Source organism: Micromonospora sp. CCTCC AA 2012012, assembly GCF_040499845.1.
GTDB classification, from domain to species: Bacteria; Actinomycetota; Actinomycetes; order Mycobacteriales; family Micromonosporaceae; genus Micromonospora; species Micromonospora mangrovi.
The window spans coordinates 3564339-3580985 of sequence record NZ_CP159342.1 but is presented as its reverse complement, the minus strand read 5'-3'; the positions used below and the strand labels follow the sequence as shown (position 1 = coordinate 3580985).

At 74.3% G+C, this 16647-nt stretch carries 12 protein-coding genes and 1 pseudogene; 8 read left to right on the top strand and 5 right to left on the bottom strand.

What is annotated here, in order from left to right; genetic code table 11:
* Positions 1 to 30 precede the first annotated feature (30 nt).
* The 3 genes from ABUL08_RS15570 (at position 31) to ABUL08_RS15560 (ending at position 4093) form a co-directional block, all read left to right on the top strand.
* Positions 31 to 2574: a malectin domain-containing carbohydrate-binding protein gene (locus ABUL08_RS15570; protein WP_350930639.1), complete on the top strand. Its 2544-nt coding sequence runs from the start codon at positions 31 to 33 to the stop codon at positions 2572 to 2574.
* Between the two features lie 73 nt (positions 2575 to 2647).
* A complete protein-coding gene (locus ABUL08_RS15565) occupies positions 2648 to 3547 on the top strand; it encodes an AEC family transporter (protein WP_350930638.1) in 900 nt (299 codons plus the stop codon).
* 165 nt (positions 3548 to 3712) lie between these two features.
* A complete protein-coding gene (locus ABUL08_RS15560) occupies positions 3713 to 4093 on the top strand; it encodes a VOC family protein (RefSeq protein WP_350930637.1) in 381 nt (126 codons plus the stop codon).
* A gap of 56 nt (positions 4094 to 4149) precedes the next feature.
* Here ABUL08_RS15560 and ABUL08_RS15555 read toward each other — a convergent pair whose 3' ends face one another.
* From ABUL08_RS15555 to ABUL08_RS15540, 4 genes are all read right to left on the bottom strand, one after another.
* Positions 4150 to 4995 carry a hypothetical protein gene (locus ABUL08_RS15555; protein WP_350930636.1) on the bottom strand — a complete coding sequence of 282 codons (846 nt, stop codon included), beginning with the start codon at positions 4993 to 4995 and terminating at the stop codon, positions 4150 to 4152.
* 195 nt (positions 4996 to 5190) lie between these two features.
* Positions 5191 to 7257 carry a 3-hydroxyacyl-CoA dehydrogenase NAD-binding domain-containing protein gene (locus tag ABUL08_RS15550; protein ID WP_350930635.1) on the bottom strand — a complete coding sequence of 689 codons (2067 nt, stop codon included), beginning with the start codon at positions 7255 to 7257 and terminating at the stop codon, positions 5191 to 5193.
* Positions 7254 to 8447, bottom strand: a complete 1194-nt coding sequence (locus tag ABUL08_RS15545) for a thiolase family protein (RefSeq protein WP_350930634.1) — start codon at positions 8445 to 8447, stop codon at positions 7254 to 7256. Before ABUL08_RS15545 ends, ABUL08_RS15550 begins: the two co-directional genes overlap by 4 nt.
* A gap of 201 nt (positions 8448 to 8648) precedes the next feature.
* On the bottom strand, positions 8649 to 9971 hold the full coding sequence (locus tag ABUL08_RS15540) for a ribonuclease D (RefSeq protein ID WP_350930633.1): 1323 nt from the start codon (positions 9969 to 9971) through the stop codon (positions 8649 to 8651).
* Positions 9972 to 10512: 541 nt separating this feature from the next.
* On the opposite strand from ABUL08_RS15540, the pseudogene ABUL08_RS15535 reads away from it, so the two are divergent.
* Positions 10513 to 11646 (top strand): annotated as a pseudogene (locus ABUL08_RS15535) (S1C family serine protease); the annotation flags it as partial.
* Between the two features lie 114 nt (positions 11647 to 11760).
* A complete protein-coding gene (locus tag ABUL08_RS15530; protein ID WP_350930631.1) occupies positions 11761 to 12537 on the top strand; it encodes a hypothetical protein in 777 nt (258 codons plus the stop codon).
* Between the two features lie 136 nt (positions 12538 to 12673).
* On the opposite strand, the gene ABUL08_RS15525 is transcribed toward ABUL08_RS15530, so the two are convergent.
* Positions 12674 to 13246 carry a DUF3000 domain-containing protein gene (locus ABUL08_RS15525; protein ID WP_350930630.1) on the bottom strand — a complete coding sequence of 191 codons (573 nt, stop codon included), beginning with the start codon at positions 13244 to 13246 and terminating at the stop codon, positions 12674 to 12676.
* Between the two features lie 114 nt (positions 13247 to 13360).
* Between ABUL08_RS15525 and hemE the strand changes: the two genes are divergently transcribed.
* From hemE to hemQ, 3 genes are read left to right on the top strand one after another with little or no spacing between them, the layout of a single operon-like run.
* Positions 13361 to 14452 (top strand): uroporphyrinogen decarboxylase, encoded by a 1092-nt coding sequence (gene hemE, locus ABUL08_RS15520; protein ID WP_350930629.1) that lies wholly within the window; start codon positions 13361 to 13363, stop codon positions 14450 to 14452.
* A 10-nt stretch (positions 14453 to 14462) separates the two neighbouring features.
* Positions 14463 to 15875: a protoporphyrinogen oxidase gene (gene hemG, locus ABUL08_RS15515; RefSeq protein WP_350930628.1), complete on the top strand. Its 1413-nt coding sequence runs from the start codon at positions 14463 to 14465 to the stop codon at positions 15873 to 15875.
* Positions 15872 to 16573: a hydrogen peroxide-dependent heme synthase gene (gene hemQ, locus ABUL08_RS15510; protein ID WP_350930627.1), complete on the top strand. Its 702-nt coding sequence runs from the start codon at positions 15872 to 15874 to the stop codon at positions 16571 to 16573. The genes hemG and hemQ overlap by 4 nt, the downstream gene beginning before the upstream one ends.
* Positions 16574 to 16647: the final 74 nt, after the last annotated feature.

The following is a 16647-nucleotide window of genomic DNA, read 5'->3' as shown; positions in this document are numbered from 1 at the left end:
CTGTCCGCGCATGCCCAACCGGAGCTGCCAGTGACTCATCCCTCGGCCCTGACCCGCCGGGTCCTCGCGGGCCTCACCGCGGTCGCGCTCACCGCCGCCGGCCTCACCGCCGCCGGCCCGGCGACCGCCGCCGCACCCGGCCACGACACGCTGGTCAACAAGGTCCCCTCCACCGCCTCGCCGGACATCCAGGACGGGACCGTCGACGCCATCTACGACGCCGGTACGAAGATCATCGCGGTGGGTGACTTCACCCGCGTCCAGAACCGCAACAGCGACGTGGACATCACCCGCAACTACGTCCTCGCCTTCGACAAGGCCACCGGCACGGTGGACAGCGCCTTCGCGCCGACCGTCGACAACGAGGTCTACGCGGTGACCGCCGGGCCCACCGCCGGCACCGTCTTCATCGCCGGCAAGTTCAACACCGTCAACGGCGTCACCCGCCGCAAGGTGGCCCTGCTCAACGTGGCCACCGGCGCGGTGGTCACCAGCTTCGCCGGCCCCGCCTTCAACGGGCTGGTCAACGACATCGCCCTGGTCGGTGGTCGGCTGCTCGTCGGCGGCATCTTCACCACCGCCGGCAACACCAACCCGCGCGGCGGCCTCGCCTCGCTCAACGCGGGCACCGGCGCGGTGGACGGCTACCTCACCACCACGCTCACCGAGCACCACAACTACGACGGGGTCAGCGGCGCCAACTCCGGCGTCGGGGCGAGCAAGCTCGCCGTCTCCCCGGACGGCACCCAGCTCGTGGTGGTCGGCAACTTCAAGAAGGCCGACGGGGTGCTGCACGACCAGATCGTTAAGCTCGACCTGGGCGCCACCGCGGCCACCGTCGCCGACTGGAACACCAGCCGGTACACCCCGCGCTGCGCCTGGTGGGCGTTCGACACGTACGTGCGGGACGTGGCGTACGCGCCGGACGGCAGCTACTTCGTGGTGGTGACCACCGGGGCGCCGAACGGCGGCACCCTCTGCGACGCCGCCGCCCGCTGGGAGGCGAACGCCACCGGCACCGACCTGCAGCCCACCTGGGTCGACTACTCCGGCGGCGACACCTTCCTCGCCGTCGGGATCAGCGAACAGGCCGTCTACGTCGGCGGGCACTTCCGCTGGCTCAACAACAGCTACGGCGGCGACAGCGCCCAGGCCGGGGCGGTCGGCCGGCCCAGCATCGCCGCGCTGGACCCGCGTACCGGGCTGCCGCTGTCCTGGAACCCCGGCCGGCACCCGCGCGGCGTCGGCGTCTCCGAACTGCTGGTCACCCCGACCGGGCTCTGGGTCGGCTCGGACACCTCGTGGATCGGCAACTTCCAGTACCGCCGGGAGCGGATCGCGTTCTTCCCGCTGACCGGCGGCGCGGCCCCGCACCCGACCACCACGGCGACGCTGCCCGGCAACGTCTACCGGGCCGGGGTGCCCGCCCCGACCAACGTGCTCTACCGGGTCAACGCCGGCGGACCGGCGATCGCCGCCACCGACACCGGGCCGGACTGGGCGCAGGACACCGACGGCAACCCCAGCCCGTACCACAACGTCGGCAGCAGCAGCGCCGGCTTCGCGCCGGTCGGCTCGGTCGACGCCACCGTGCCCGCCGGCACGCCGTCGGCCCTCTACAGCGACGAGCGCTGGGACTCCGGCTCCGCGCCGGAGATGAGCTGGCAGTTCCCGGTGCCCGCCGGCACCGAGGTCCAGGTGCGGCTCTACCTGGCCAACCGCTACGACGGCACCGGCACCCCCGGCGCCCGGGTCTTCGACGTCTCCCTGGACGGCACCGTCGTCCTCGACGACCTCGACCTCTCCGGCACGGTCGGGCACAACGTCGGCACCATGCGGTCGTTCACCGTCGTCAGCGACGGCTCCGTCGACGTCGACTTCGGGCACGTGGTGGAGAACCCGCTGATCGACGGCATCGAGATCGTCAAGACCGGTCCGCCGCCGGCGGGCACCGGCGACGAGGTCCAGGTCCGGGCGTACGACGGGGCGGCCACGATCGGCGCGGCCAGCCCGGTGGCGAACCCCGACGGCACCGCCTGGTCGACCGCCCGGGGCGGCTTCTGGGTGGGCGGCACGTTCTTCTACGGCATGAACGGGTCGCTCTGGCGGCGCACCTTCGACGGCACCACGTTCGGTACGCCCAGCCAGGTCGACCCGTACCACGACGCCTACTGGGACACCGTGGAGACCGACTCGGGTCCGGCCGGCCAGACGTACACCGGGGTGCCCTCGAACTTCGCCGCCGAGATCCCGAACGTCACCGCGATGTTCTTCTCGGCGGGCCGGCTCTACTACACGCTCTCCGGGCAGGGCGGCCTCTTCTGGCGCTGGTTCACCCCGGACAGCGGCGCGGTCGGCGCGGAGAAGTTCACCGTCGCCGGGGTGAGCAGCCTCGCCGACGCCGGTGGGCTCTTCCTCGCCGGCGGCACCCTCTACAAGGTCAACCGCAGCACCGGGGAACTCTCCGCGACCGACTGGGCGGGCGGCGCGCCGACCGGCGCGTTCACCGCGCGCAGCGGCCCGACCCTGGACGGCGCCGACTGGCGGGCCAAGGCGGTCTTCGTCGGCCCGTAAGCCGTGCGCACGGCATCCGGCCCGGTCCCGTGGGACCGGGCCGGTTCCGTCCCGGCGGCCGTACGCTGCTGCCGTGCTCGCCGCGTTCGTGCCCATCTGGACGTTGACCGCACTCGGCTGGCTGGCCGGTCGACGTCGGCTGCTCGGCGACGACGCCGAGGCGGTGCTCGGCGGCTTCGTCTTCCACCTGGCGATGCCGGCGGCGCTCTTCACCGCGCTGTCCCGTACCCCGCTGGTGTTCCACGCCCGGGCGCTGGCGGCCTTCGCGATCGGTACCACCGTGACCATGGCGGTGGCCTTCGCGCTCGCCGTCCGGGCCCGGCGGACCACCGGGGAGGCGACCATCGGCGCGATGGCCGCCGGCTATGTCAACTCCGCCAACCTGGGCATCCCGGTGGCGCTCCAGGTGGTCGGTGACGCCGCCTTCCTCACCGAGGTGCTGCTCTTCCAGGTGCTGGTGGTAACCCCGGTGCTGCTGGTGCTGCTGGACCGGGGCGCCGGGCGGCGGCTGCGTCCCGTACGCCTGTTCACCCTGCCGCTGCGCAACCCGGTGATCGCCGGCCCGGCCCTCGGCGCCCTCTGCTCCGGCCTCGGCTGGCACCCGCCCGCGGTGGTGGCCGGCCCGCTCGCCCTGCTCGGCGCGGCGGCGGTGCCGAGCGCCCTGGTGACGCTCGGCCTGTCGCTGACCGGCGGCGGGCCGCCACCGGTCGGCGCGGGTGGCGAGGTGGCCGTGCTCACCGGCCTGAAACTGGTCGGCCAACCGCTGGTGGCCTGGCTGGCCGGCCTGGCCGCGGGCGTCGCGTCGACCCCGCTGCTGGCCCTGGTGGTCTGCGCCGCGCTGCCCACCGCCCAGAACACCTACCTCTTCGCCCGCGAGTACGCCAGCGGCGCCGCGGTGGCCCGCTGGACGGTGATCGTGAGCACCGCCCTCGCCATGCTCACCCTGGCCCTGATCGGCTGGCTGCTGAGCTGACCGGCCTTGTCCGTGGTGGAACCCGGTGGCATGATCGTGCGGGTCAGCCCGACGTGCGGAGAGGGGGTGCGGTCGATGTCCACCGTGAACAGTCCCGCGCCCCGCCCCGGTCACCGCTGACAGCAGGCACGTCCGCGGGGCGCACTCCCCTCAGGAGGAAATCCCGTGAGTGCACTGATCCACTGCGTCACCGTCGAGTCCGCCGACCCGTACGTCCTGGCCGGCTGGTGGGCGACGGTGCTCGACCGCCGGCTGCACGACGACGACCACCCGGGTGACCCGGAGGCCGTCCTGGTCGCCCCGGACGGCCACGGCCCCGACCTGCTCTTCGTCACCGTCGGCGAGCGGCACGGCAAGGGCGCCTTCCACCTCGACCTGCACCCGGCCGACGGCACCCGCGACGCGGAGGTCGACCGGCTGCTCGGGCTCGGGGCCACCCTGGTCGCCGACCGCCGCCGGCCGGACGGCACCGGCTGGGCGGTGCTCGCCGACCCGGAGGGCAACGAGTTCTGCGTCTGTCGGGGTGCGGCGGAGCGCACCGCCTGACGAGCGGGCCCCCGCCACCGGTGGTGGCGGGGGCCCGGTCAGCGGGCTCGGGCGGCTCAGCCCTTCTGCTCGATCTGGCCGCGCATGGTGGCCAGCTCGGCCTGCGCCTGCACGCCGGTCTTGAAGTAGATCAGGATCATGCCGATGCTGCCCCGGTCGCTCCACACGCAGACGCCCATCGGCACCTGCGCGGCCGTGGCGTCGCCGCACTTGGCCTCCCCGCCGAGCGGGCCGGCGTCGACGGTCTTCATCTCACCGACCTCGACGTCGGTGCTCTTCATGCCCGAGACGGTGTCGTCGAGGGTCTTGCCCGGGTTCGCGTTCAGGCCGGAGGCCGCCGCGATCATCACCAGGTCCTTCTTGGCGGGTTCGCCGTAGAAGGCGCCGACCGTGCTGGTCGCGTCCGGCAGGGACTTCTTCAGCTCGGTTTCGAGCTGCTGGGCGCCCTGCTGGAGGGTCGGGTCGGTGGCCTTCGCCCGACCCGCCAGGGTGGCCGGGGCGACGACCCGGGTCTTGGTGGCGTCGACCACCTCACCGACCTTCCCCTTGGCGGCGAAGAAGAGAACCGCGGCGCCACCCAGGCAGAGCACCAGCACGACGGCGAGGGTGATCAGCAGGATCCGGGTCACGTTGGACTTCTTCTGCGGCGGCGGACCGGCCGGGGTGACCGGACCGCCGTACGGCTGGCCCGACGTCGGGTAGCCGCCGTACTGCGGCTGCTGCGGCGCCGGGTAGCCGTCCGGCTGCTGCGGCGCCGGGTAGCCCTCCGGCTGCTGCGGCACCGGATAGCCCTCCGGCTGCTGCGGCACCGGGTAGCCCGACTGCTGCGGCGGCGGGTAACCACCGGGCTGCTGCGGCGGCGGGTAGGAACCGGGGTAGGGGTTGGACGGCGGCTGCGACATGGGTCAGCTCCAGATGAGGATCGGGACGGGTGATCGTAGCCAGCCCCGTCGACCCGCCGGTGTCCACCCGACCCGGACGTGACGAAACTGCCGCCGGCCTCTGACGGCGCGGACCGACCCCGGAGTGACGATCGCGGTGGCCGTCCGTCCCGAGGGGACGGTCGACCACCGCGATCGCGGGGGAGCGGGGAACGACTACCGCAGGCTGGCCACCCCGCGCGGCAGGAACCGCTTGCCGGCGACCCGCTCGGAGGTGCCGGTCCGGTCCAGGTACGGCGTGACGCCGCCCAGGTGGAACGGCCAGCCGGCGCCGAGGATCATGCACAGGTCGATGTCCTGCGCCTCGGCGACGACGCCCTCGTCGAGCATCAGCCGGATCTCCTGCGCCAGCGCGTCGAGCGCGTTCTGGCGTACCTGCTCGCCGGTGAGCGGCTGGTCGCCGACCACGAGCAGCTTGGCGACCTCGTCGTTGATCTGGTCGTCCACCACGATCGGCTGACCGGAGTCGGCGATTCGCTTGAGGTTCTCGCTGACCGAGAACCGGTCCGGGAACGCCTCGTGCAGCGTGCCGCCCACGTGGTACGCCACGGCCGGGCCGACCAGCTGGAGCAGGGCCAGCGGACGCATCGGCAGGCCCAGCGGGTCCAGCGCGCTGTTCGCCACGTCCAGCGGGGTGCCGGCGTCCACGGCGGCGAAGACGGTGCCGAGGAAGCGGGTGAGCAGCCGGTTCACCACGAACGCCGGGGCGTCCTTGACCAGCACGCTGGACTTGCGCAGCTGCTTGCCCACGGCGAAGGCGGTGGCCAGGGTGGCGTCGTCGGTCCGCTCGCCCCGGACGATCTCCAGCAGCGGCAGCACGGCGACCGGGTTGAAGAAGTGGAATCCGACCACCCGCTCGGGGTGCTCCAGCTCGGCGGCCATCTCGGTGATGGAGAGCGACGAGGTGTTCGTCGCCAGCACGGCCTCCGGCTTGACGATCTTCTCCAGCTCGGCCCAGACCTGCTTCTTGACGTTCAGGTCCTCGAAGACGGCCTCGATGACGAAGTCGGCGTCGGCGAAGGCGGACTTGTCGACCGAGCCCGAGACCAGGCCGTACAGCTTGGCGGCGGTGCCCTTGTCCATCCGGCCCTTGCTGACGGCCTTCTCGATCTGGGTGTGCACGTAGCCGACGCCCTTGTCCACCCGGGCCTGGTCCAGGTCGGTCAGGACGACCGGCACCTGGAGGCGGCGGGCGAAGAGCAGGGCGAGCTGGCTGGCCATCAGGCCGGCGCCGACGATGCCCACCTTGGTGACCGGCCGGGCCAGGCCCTTGTCCGGCGCGCCGGCCGGCCGCTTGGCCCGCCGCTGCACCAGGTCGAAGGCGTACAGGCCGCTGCGCAGCTCCTCGGAGAAGACCAGGTCGGCCAGGGCCTCGTCCTCGGCGGCGGTGCCGGTGGCGAAGTCGGCGTCCTTCGCCGTCTCCAGCAGGTCCAGCGCCTTGTACGCGGCCGGGACCGCGCCGTGCAGCCGCTGGTCGAGGGTCTGCCGGGCGAAGTAGAGCACGCCCGCCCACATGTCCTTGTCGACCTCGGGCCGGGTCACGGTGACCGTGCCCCGCACGACACCGGCGGCCCACTCCAGCGACCGCTCCAGGAAGTCCGCCGGCTCCAGCAGCACGTCCGCGATGCCCATCTCGGCGGCCTGCTTCGGCTTGAGCATCTTGTTCTGCATCAGCGGGTTCTGGATGATCACCTGGGTGGCGGCGGGGATGCCGATCAGGTTCGGCAGCAGCTGGGTGCCGCCCCAGCCGGGGACCAGGCCGAGCGACACCTCGGGCAGCGCGAGCGCCGCCGCGCCACCGGAGAGCGTCCGGTAGTGGCAGTGCAGGGCCAGCTCCAGGCCGCCGCCCATCGCCGCGCCGTTGACGAAGGCGAAGGTCGGGATCTCGCTGTCCTTGAGCCGGGCGAAGACCCGGTGGCCGAGGCGACCGACCTCCAGCGCCTGGTCGCGGTCGGCGAGCGCCGGCAGGCCGACGATGTCCGCGCCCACACAGAAGATGTACGGCTTGCCGGTCACCGCGATGAACGCCGGCTGCGCCGCGAGCGCCGCGGTGATCGCCTCGTCCAGGCTGGTCAGACCGGCCGGGCCGAAGGTGTTCGGCTTGGTGTGGTCGAAACCGTTGTCCAGCGTGATCAGGGCGGCCGGCCTGTCCAGGCCCGGTACGCGTACCTGGCGCAGCAGCGCCTTCGTCACGACCTCGTTCGGTGCCGCGAGCGCGCTCACTTGTTGCCCTCCCAGTGCGGGTTCTCCCAGATCACGGTGCCGCCCATGCCGATGCCGATGCACATGGCGGTGAGGCCGTAGCGGACCTCGGGGTGCTCGGCGAACTGCCGGGCGAGCTGGGTCATCAGCCGGACGCCGGAGGAGGCGAGCGGGTGCCCGATGGCGATCGCGCCACCCCACGGGTTGACCCGGGGGTCGTCGTCGGCGATGCCGAAGTGGTCGAGGAAGGCGAGCACCTGCACGGCGAACGCCTCGTTCAGCTCGAACAGGCCGATGTCGTCGATGGTGAGGCCGCCGATGCGCAGCGCCTTCTCGGTCGACGGGATCGGGCCGACGCCCATCACCTCGGGCTCGACGCCGACGAAGCCGAACGACACCAGCCGCATGGCGACCGGCAGGCCCAGCTCGCGGGCGGTGGCCTCGTCGGCGAGCAGGCTGGCCGTGGCGCCGTCGTTCAGGCCGGCCGCGTTGCCCGCGGTGACCTTGCCGTGCGGGCGGAACGGGGTCTTCAGGGTGGCCAGCTTCTCCAGCGAGGTCTCCCGGGGGGCCTCGTCGGTGGTGGCCAGGCCCCAGCCGTTCTCCTCGTCCCGGATGGCGACCGGCACCAGGTCGTCCTGGAGCTTGCCGTTGGCGTACGCCTTGGCGGTCTTCTGCTGGGAGGCCAGCGCGAAGGCGTCGGTGCGCGCCTTGGTGATCTGCGGGACCCGGTCGTGCAGGTTCTCCGCGGTGGCGCCCATGACCAGCGCCGACGGGTCGACCAGCTTCTCGGCGATGATCCGCGGGTTGGGGTCGACGCCCTCACCCATCGGGTGGCGGCCCATGTGCTCGACGCCGCCGGCGATGGCGATGTCGTACGCCCCCATGGCGATGCCGCTGGCGACGGTGGTGACGGCGGTCATCGCGCCGGCGCACATCCGGTCGATCGAGAAGCCGGGGACCGTCTTGGGCAGGCCGGAGAGCAGGGCGGCGGTGCGGCCGATGGTCAGGCCCTGGTCGCCGATCTGGGTGGTGGCGGCGATGGCGACCTCTTCGACCCGCTCCGGCGGCAGCTGCGGGTTGCGGCGCAGCAGCTCGCGGATGCAGCGGATGACCAGGTCGTCGGCACGGGTGTTGGCGTACATGCCACCCGCCTTGCCGAACGGGGTGCGGACGCCGTCGACGAAAACGACATCCCTAACTTCACGGGGCACTTGAGCCTCCTAGCCGGCACTGGCGTTTCTCCGGATGCTACTCGCCAGTAACCAACCCCGACACCACGCCCCGTGTGTCCAACCCCACACCCCACCCCCGGCCCCTCGCCGTCGATCGAGAGCTTTGCGTCTGCCGGACGGCGTGTCGCCGACGCGAACTTCTTGATCAACCGCGGGTGCCGGGGGTGGGGGAGGAGTGGGTCAGGGGGTGGGGGTGGGGAGGGCCTGGGCCAGGGCGGGGAGGAGGAGGGTGAGTTGCCACTCCCGGGCGCCGAGGGCGCGGAGGGTGTCGGCGACGGTCTCCTCGGTGATCTCCTCCGGGGGCTGCCAGGCCAGTCGGCGGATCGAGTCCGGGGCGATCAGGTTCTCCGGCGGGAGGTTGTGCGCGCCCGCGACCCCGACCACCACCTCGCGGCAGCGGGCCAGCCGGCCGGCGGCCACCGGGTCCCGCTCCGCCCACCGGTGCGGCGGCGGCGGTCCCTCCACCGCCGGGGCCACCGGCAGGGCGTCCTCGGGCAGCTGCCGGGCGTCGTCCAGGGCCGTCAGCCAGGTACGGGCCAGCCGGCGTACCGACCGGCCACCGAAGCCGGGCAGGGTGAGCAGCGTCTTCTCGTCCTTCGGGTCCAGCTCGGCGGCGGCCACGATCGCCGAGTCGGGCAGCACCCGACCGGGAGCGGCGTCCCGCCGGGCGGCGATCTGGTCCCGGGCGTACCAGAGCGACCGGACCCGGGCCTGCGCCCGCGCCCCCCGCACCCGGTGGATGCCCGAGGTGCGACGCCACGGCTCGGCGCGTACCCGGGCCGGACGCGCGCCGGAGCGGACCAGCGCGGCGAACTCCTCCGCCGCCCACGCCGACTTCCCCTGCCGGTCCAGCTCCTCGGCGAGCGCGTCCCGCAGGTCGACCAGCATCTCCACGTCCAGCGCCGCGTACGTCAGCCACGACTCCGGCAGCGGCCGGCTGGACCAGTCCGCCGCCGAGTGGTGCTTCTCCAGCGTGTAGCCGAGCAGCTGTTCGGTCAGCGCGGCCAGACCGACCCGCTCGAATCCGGCCAGCCGGGCGGCCAGTTCGGTGTCGAAGAGCCGGCGCGGTCGCAGCCCCACCTCGGCCAGGCAGGCCAGGTCCTGGCTGGCGGCGTGCAGCACCCACTCGGTGTCGGCGATCGCCGCGTCGAGGGTGGAGAGGTCGGGCAGCGGCAGCGGGTCGACCAGCGCGGTGCCGGAGCCGGCCCGCCGGAGCTGCACCAGGTAGGCGCGCTGGCTGTAGCGGTAGCCCGAGGCGCGTTCGGCGTCCAGGGCCACCGGGCCGGTGCCGGCCGCGAAGCGGGCCACGACCTCGGCCAACTCGCTCGAAGTGGCCACCGGCGTGGGCGTGCCCTCGCGCGGGGCGGTCAGCGGCACGGGCCCGCCCGCGACGGGTTCGGTCCCCGCGTCCGCCGGCTCCGGCGCTGCCGACGGCGGATGCTGGGACGCCTCTCCCGTACGGCTTTCGGCGGGCCGACGGCGCAGGGGTGGTTCGTCGGTCACCTGACAACCCTAGTGCGCGACCGGATCCGGTGTGTGCAGCCGGTCCGGTGCGTGTCGGGGGGATGGCCGTCGGATGTCGGAACGGCCCCGGGTGGCACCCGTGTGACAGGGTCGGACAACGGGGGAGACAAACCCCTTTCGCGCAGGTACGGTCCATCGGGCCGCGACGGGACCGCGAGGACCCGGGCGGTGCCGACGGGGCGGGTACGGGGAGGGCGTGGCAAGCATGACGGCCAGTTACGGGTCGGGCGACGGGTCGGGGCAGCACCGCGGCGAGGACGCCGACGAGGGTCGCGCCGAGCAGGCCCGTCCGGGCCCCCTGCCACCCCGCATCGAGCCGCACCGGCCGGTCGTCCCGGCCCAGCCCGGCACCCCCGCCTTCCCGCCCGCGCCGCCCACCACCGGCTACGGGTCGGCCACCCCGCCTTCCACCGGCTACGGGTCGGCCGCGCCGCCCGCCACCGGCTACGGATCGGCCACGCCGCCTTCCACGGCCTACGGTGCGGTTCCGCCGCAGCCCGTCGGCTCCGGCCCGGCCACCACCGTCGCCGGCCACGGGTCGGTCCCGGCCGGGTTCGCCGCCGCGCCGGCCCCCGGCTTCCCGCCGTCGGCCCCGGGTCAGCCCGGCCAGCCGGCACCGCCCGGGCAGCCTCGCCCCGCCCCGCCGGGAGAGCCGTGGGGCGGCTACCCGGCCCCCGGGACCGAGGCACCGAGCGCCGACCCGTACGCCGCGGGCGGTGCCCGGACCACCTGGTCCCCGCCGCCCGCCCCGCAGACCCCGGCCGCCGCCCCGGCGTACCCCGGGAACCCGATGGGGCAGCCGGTCTCCGGGCCGACGTACCCGGTGGGGCAGCCGGGCTGGCCCGGCGCGGTGCCCGCCGCTGCGGCCGCGCCCGCCCGACGCGGCTGGGTGCCGGTCACGGCGCTCGCCCTCGCCGCCGTGCTGGCCCTCGTGGCCGGCGGGCAGGCCTGGCAGCTGCACCGGCTGGGCGACCGGCTCACCGCCACCGACCGCCGGCTCGCCGACGCGCAGGGCGCCGACCACACCCGTTTCGACGGCGTGGAGAAGCGGACCGCCGCGCTGGAGAAGCAGGCCGGCGCGGCCTTCAACCCGGAGGCCGTGGCCAGCGCGGTGCTGCCCAGCGTGTTCCGGGTGCGGGCGGGCCAGTTCACCGGCACCGCCTTCGCCATCGGCAAGCCGGTCGCGGGCGGCGGGGCCACCATGCTGACCAACTTCCACGTGGTGGAGTCGGTCTGGGACGCCGGCGGCCGGCAGGTCTTCCTGGAGCGCACCGACCAGCGCTTCCCGGCCACCATCGTCAAGGTCGACAAGGCGAAGGACATCGCCCAGCTCCGCACCACCAGCACCTTCACCCCCCTGGTCGCCGCCGTCGCGCCGGTGAAGTCCGGGCAGCAGATCGTGGTGGTCGGCGCCCCCCTCGGCCTCCAGGACAGCGTCACCACGGGCGTGGTGAGCGCCTTCCGCAAGGACGAGGGCGGCTCCGGGCCGGTCATCCAGTTCGACGCCCCGATCAACCCCGGCAACTCCGGTGGGCCGGTGATCAACGGCTCGAAGGAGGTCGTCGGGATCGCCACCGCCAAGGCCCGGGACGCCGAGGGCATCGGCCTGGCCATCCCGATCAAGACCGCCTGCGACACGTTCCGGGTGTGCTGACCGGCGTCGTCGTACCGCCCCGCACCGCCCGGGCCGACCTGGTCGGCCGTCGATCCCGAGCATCCCGGCCCCGGCCGGAGCACCCCCACGGGGACCAGCAACCTGGAGGAAGAGATGTCCCAGCCACCGACCGGGCCGGAGGGCTTCCCGCCGGCCTATCCGCCGCAGCCCCCGCCCGGTCCCCAGCCGGCCGGCGGCGGCACGTACGGCAACCCGTACGGCGCCGGTCAGCCCGCCCCCCAGCAGTACGGGGCCGCACCGCAGCAGTACGGGCCGCCGCAGAGCGACCAGACCCTGGTCCAGCCCCCGGTCCCCGGCCAGTACGCCCCGGCGTCGGCGCCCCCGGTCTCCGGCCCGGCGTACCCGATGTCGGCGCCGCCGATGTCCGCCCCGCCGGTCTCCGGCCCCGGCTTCGGACCGCCGATGTCCGCCCCGCCCGGCGCGGTGCCGCCCTACGGCGCGCCCGCCGCCGGCCCCGGCAAGGGCCGCACCACGCTGATCCTCGCCGTGGTCGCCGGGCTGCTGTTCGTCCTCGGCGGCGTGATGACCGGGCTGTACATCACCAAGAGCGGTGAGCTGGACCGCACCGAGAAGAAGCTCTCCGCCCAGGTCAGCGAGCGGGACGGCACCATCGCGGCCAACAAGCAGGAGATCGACAAGCTGCGGACCGAGCTGCAGACGGTGCAGGACAAGCTCGCCGACACCGAGCAGGACCTGACCGGCACCAAGAACGACCGGGACGAGCAGGCGCGGCAGAAGAAGGTCATCGCCACCTGCCTGGACAAGCTGACCACCGCGATCAAGGCGGCGGCGGCCGGCAACAAGGCCGCCTTCGACAAGGCCAACAAGGGCCTCGACAAGGTCTGCAACGAGGCCGAGAACTACCTCTGACCCGTACGGGTCCGGGCGACGGGCCGCTCCGGTCAACCGGGGCGGCCCGTCCGCGTCCGGCCGGCACCTGCAGGTCCGGATCAGGCCAGGGCGGTCAGGCCAGGCCGGTCAGGCCAGGGCGGTCAGACGACGCCGGTCAGGCCAGGCCGTGGGAACGGCGGGAGGAGAGGGCGGTCACCCCGGGCGGCGGGAGGCCGGCCGTGGAGGCGAGCAGCGCGCACCAGCCGAGCAGGTGCGGGGCGAGGTCGTCGCCGAGCGGCGTCCACGACGCGCGGATCTCGATGTCGCCGGCGGCGGGCGGACCGGCCAGCTCGCCGAAGCGGGTGGAGAGGGTCTGGGTGACCGTCCCGCCGATCGCCCGGTGGTGGGCGTCCTGCGCGTCCAGTGCGTCGGTCAGCCAGGTCCAGCCGACGCCGGGCAGCAGCGGATCGCTGGCCAGGTCGACCTCCAGTTCGGCGGTCACGTAGGTGACCAGCCGCAGGGTGCCCTGCCACGCCTCGTGCCCGGCCGGGTCGTGCAGCAGGATGAGCCGGCCGGTGGCGACCTCGTCGCCGTCGCGCAGCACCCCGGCGGAGAGGGCGAACGCGAAGGGGGCCAGGCGCTGCGGGGCGCCGACCTCCTCCAGCACGATCTCCGCGCGGGGACTGACCGACCGCAGCCCGGCGACCGCGCGGGCGAAGGTTTCCGGGAGCGCGATCGGGGGGGCCATGCCGGCAGCCTATGCCGCCCCCGGTCCGGTGGCCGTCACGGCGCGCCGAACGAGCGTCACGTTGCGCCCTCCCCGCACCGGTCCGGTGGTGGGCGGCGTGGGACGATGGCGGCGATGAGCACCGAGAACGCGGGCGCTGCCGCCCGAGACGGAGAATCCCGCCGCGGCGGACCGGCCGATTCGCCCTTCGTCCGGGCCTGCCGCCGCGAGCCCACCCCGCACACCCCGGTCTGGTTCATGCGCCAGGCCGGCCGGTCGCTGCCGGAATACCGGGAGATCCGGGCCAACGTCGGGATGCTGGACTCCTGCCGCCGCCCCGAGCTGGTGGCCGAGATCACCCTCCAGCCGGTCCGCCGGCACGGGGTCGACGCGGCGATCCTGTTCAGCGACATCGTGGTGCCGGTCGCCGCCGCCGGGGTGGACCTGGACATCGTCCCCGGCACCGGGCCGGTGGTGGCCCAGCCGGTGCGCACCGCCGAGGACGTCCAGCGGATCCGCCCGATCACCCGCGACGACGTCTCCTATGTGGACGAGGCGGTCCGGCTGCTCGTCACCGAGCTGGGCGACACCCCGCTGATCGGCTTCGCCGGCGCCCCGTTCACCCTGGCCAGCTACCTGGTCGAGGGTGGGCCGTCGCGGACCCACGCGAAGACCAAGGCCCTGATGTACGGCCAGCCGGAGCTGTGGCACGCGCTCTGCGCCCGGCTCGCCGAGGTCACCCTCTCCTTCCTCACCGTGCAGATCGAGGCCGGTGTCTCGGCGGTGCAGCTCTTCGACTCGTGGGCCGGCGCGCTCTCGGAGGCCGACTACCGCCGCTACGTGCTGCCGCACTCGGCGTACGTGCTGGCCGGGCTGGCCCATGCCGGGGTGCCGCGGATCCACTTCGGGGTGGGCACCGGTGAGCTGTTGACCGCGATGGGCGAGGCCGGTGCGGACGTGGTCGGCGTGGACTGGCGTACGCCGCTGGACGTGGCGACCCGCCGGATCGGCCCGGACAAGGCGGTGCAGGGCAACCTCGACCCCACGGTGCTGCTCGCCCCCTGGTCGGTGGTGGAGACCGAGGTCCGGCGGATCGTCGAGCAGGGCCGGGCCGCCCCCGGCCACGTGTTCAACCTCGGCCACGGTGTCCTGCCGGAGACCGACCCCGACGTGCTGACCCGGGTGGTCGCGCTGGTGCACGAGGTGTCCGCGCGCCACGCCGGCTAGGGAGGCGACCATGCGGCAACCGTGGCGGGTGGCGATCGTCGGTGGCGGGATCACCGGGCTGGCCGCCGCCGTCCGGTTGCGCGACCGCGCACCGGCCGGCACCGAGATCACCGTGTACGAGCAGTCCGGCGCGCTCGGCGGCAAGCTGCGCACCGGTGAGATCGCCGGCCAGCCGGTCGAGTTCGGGGCCGAGTCGTTCCTGATGCGGGACTCCGCCACCGGCGCGGACTCCGCCGCGGTGACCCTGGTCCGCCGGCTCGGCCTGGCCGACGCGATCGTGCACCCCACCGTCGGGCAGGCCGCCCTCGCCGTCGACGGGGGGCTGCGCCCGATCCCGGGCGGCACGCTGGTCGGCGTACCGGGGGATCTGGACCGGGTGGCGACGGTGGCGACGCCGGCCGCGGACGCCGACCGCGACGGCGGCCGGCCGCTGCTCGGCGCGGACGAGGACGTGGCCGTCGGCGCGCTGGTCCGGGACCGGTTCGGCGACCAGGTGGTGGACCGGCTGGTCGACCCGATGCTCGGCGGGGTCTACGCCGGCCGGGCCGACGACCTGTCGCTGGTGACCACGATGCCGGCGCTGGCCCGGGCGGCCCGGGTGGAGCACACCCTGGTCGGCGCGGTCCGGGCGGCGCAGGCCGCCGCGCCGCGCGCCCCCGGCGCCCCGGTCTTCGGCACCCTGGCCGGCGGGCTGGGCACCCTGGTCGCGGCGGCGGCGCGGGCCGGCGGCGCGACCGTCCGCACCGACGCGGCGGTGCGCGAGCTGCACCCGACGGCCACCGGCTGGCGGCTCACCGTGGGCCCCACCCGGGACCCCGAGCTGGTCGACGTGGACGCGGTGCTGCTGACCGTGCCGGCCCGCCCGGCCGCCCGGCTGCTCGCCGGCCCGGCCCCCGAGGTGGCGGCGGCCGTCGGCGGCCTCGACTACGCCAGCGTGGCGTTGGTCACCCTGGCCCTGCCCGAGCCGGAGCTGCCGGAACTCTCCGGGTTCCTGGTGCCGGCCACCGAGGGGCTGCTGATCAAGGCGTCCACCTTCTTCACCACCAAGTGGGGGCACCTGCGCCGCCCGGACGGGATCGCGCTGGTCCGGGCCTCCGTCGGCCGGTACGGCGACGAGACGTCGCTCCAGCTCACCGACGACGACCTGGTGGCCACCGTGCACCGGGAGCTGTCGAAGGTGCTCGGCACCCCGCTGCCCACTCCGGTCGCCCGGCACGTGCAACGCTGGGGTGGGGCGTTGCCGCAGTACACCCCCGGTCACCTCGACCGGGTGGCGGCGGCCCGGACGACGCTGCGGGCCGCCCACCCGACGCTGGCCCTGGCCGGCGCGGGCTACGACGGCGTCGGCATCCCGGTCTGCGTCCGCTCCGGCGAGACGGCGGCCGAGGAGATCATCACGGCACTGGGAGGATCGGGATCATGACCGAGCAGACCAACGCGGCCCGGCTCAAGGAGCTGAACGCCACCGTCCGCTACACCATGTGGTCGGTGTACCGGGCGACCAGCCCGCTGCCGTCGCTGCGCGAGAACGTCATCGACGAGGTGGAGTCCCTCTTCGAGGAGCTGGCCGGCAAGGACGTCACGATCCGCGGCACGTACGACGTGGCGGGGCTGCGCGCCGACGCCGATCTGATGATCTGGTGGCACTCGTCCTCCAGCGACGCCCTGCAGGACGCGTACCTGCGGTTCCGGCGGACCACGCTGGGGCGGGCGCTCACCCCGGTCTGGTCGCAGATGGCGCTGCACCGGCCGGCCGAGTTCAACAAGAGCCACATCCCGGCGTTCCTGGCCGGCGAGGAGGCCCGCCCCTACCTCTGCGTCTACCCGTTCGTCCGCTCGTACGAGTGGTATCTGCTGCCGGACGCCGAGCGGCGGGAACTGCTCGCCGAGCACGGCCGGCTGGCCCGTGGCTACCCGGACGTGCGGGCCAACACGGTCGCCTCGTTCGCCCTCGGCGACTACGAGTGGATGCTCGCCTTCGAGGCCGACGAGCTGCACCGGATCGTCGACCTGATGCGCGACCTGCGCGCCTCCGGCGCCCGCCGGCACGTCCGCGAGGAGATCCCGTTCTACACGGGCCGCCGCCGCTCGGTTGCCGACATCGTCACCTGCCTGGTCTGACCCGCCGCGCCGGATCGGTCCGGGCCGGGCCGTCCCGCGCAGGATCGTGCTCGATCGTGGAAGTAGTGGCCTCC

Bases quoted from the DNA above. Each gene is read 5' to 3' on its own strand.
- ABUL08_RS15525 (WP_350930630.1), bottom strand. From the start codon at position 13,246: ATGGCCCCCCCGATCGCGCTCCCGGAAACCTTCGCCCGCGCGGTCGCC.
- ABUL08_RS15530 (WP_350930631.1), top strand. From the start codon at position 11,761: ATGTCCCAGCCACCGACCGGGCCGGAGGGCTTCCCGCCGGCCTATCCG.
- hemE (WP_350930629.1), top strand. From the start codon at position 13,361: ATGAGCACCGAGAACGCGGGCGCTGCCGCCCGAGACGGAGAATCCCGC.
- ABUL08_RS15555 (WP_350930636.1), bottom strand. From the start codon at position 4,995: ATGTCGCAGCCGCCGTCCAACCCCTACCCCGGTTCCTACCCGCCGCCG.
- hemG (WP_350930628.1), top strand. From the start codon at position 14,463: ATGCGGCAACCGTGGCGGGTGGCGATCGTCGGTGGCGGGATCACCGGG.
- hemQ (WP_350930627.1), top strand. From the start codon at position 15,872: ATGACCGAGCAGACCAACGCGGCCCGGCTCAAGGAGCTGAACGCCACC.